This is a genomic window from Phocaeicola coprophilus DSM 18228 = JCM 13818, assembly GCF_000157915.1.
Classification (GTDB): domain Bacteria; phylum Bacteroidota; class Bacteroidia; order Bacteroidales; family Bacteroidaceae; genus Phocaeicola; species Phocaeicola coprophilus.
The window spans coordinates 1-749 of sequence record NZ_EQ973664.1 but is presented as its reverse complement, the minus strand read 5'-3'; the positions used below and the strand labels follow the sequence as shown (position 1 = coordinate 749).

Genomic DNA, 749 nt, shown 5'->3' with positions numbered 1-749 from the left:
TCTTTGTAAAGTACCAATTGATTTTCTTATGAAAAAAGTAATATTAGCTATCCTAATAATCACTTTACAAAGCTGCATTGAAAAAGAAGGTTATTACAATGACGGACAGAACAAAATCATTTCATTAATATGCGATACTATTTGGTGCAGAGATAAAATTAACAATGAAAACGGCACTACATACCAGGACGCTTATAATTTTAATGAAGATGGCACATACGAACACATCATCATTACAACAGATTCAGAAGGGACCGAACACATAAACAAAACCACTAGACAATGGTCATTCTATGACCCTGCATTTAATACCATTTATTTTGGTAACAAACACTACTGGGATATAGACAGACTAAATAAAGAACAATTCTCATTCTACGATAGAAGTGGAGAATTCGGAGAAATAGGAATGTCCAGAGAATACGTTACGCTCAAACCATACGCCAAATAAATTTCATCCAACAATCAACAAGGAGGTTTTTTATCTCCTCAAGATAAATTTCCTGAAGAAGTTCGTCCTTACTCGTTACCTCATAACGGCACAATGCTTCTCCGGTTTCCATATTAAACCAGTCCGCAACACCATCTTTTACGGACATATACCAGGTATAAACACCATCCTCCACATTAAGACCTTCCACGTTCAACTCCAAGTCCTCGTCCCGGAACTCGTTCAACGCTTCATCCCCTATCATTTCCCTGAACTTGCCGAAACTGCTCATACGCTGCATACTGTGCATGGCAGTATA

1 protein-coding gene and 1 pseudogene are annotated in these 749 nt (G+C 37.5%); one reads left to right on the top strand and one right to left on the bottom strand.

Annotation, left to right across the window (positions count from 1 at the left end):
• Nucleotides 1-451: hypothetical protein (locus BACCOPRO_RS16830; protein ID WP_008145540.1), on the top strand; the 451-nt coding region annotated here is incomplete at its 5' end.
• Here the strand turns inward: BACCOPRO_RS16830 and BACCOPRO_RS18165 are convergent.
• A pseudogene (locus BACCOPRO_RS18165) lies at nt 432-749 on the bottom strand (hypothetical protein); the annotation flags it as partial. The gene BACCOPRO_RS16830 and the pseudogene BACCOPRO_RS18165 sit on opposite strands and share 20 nt — an antisense overlap.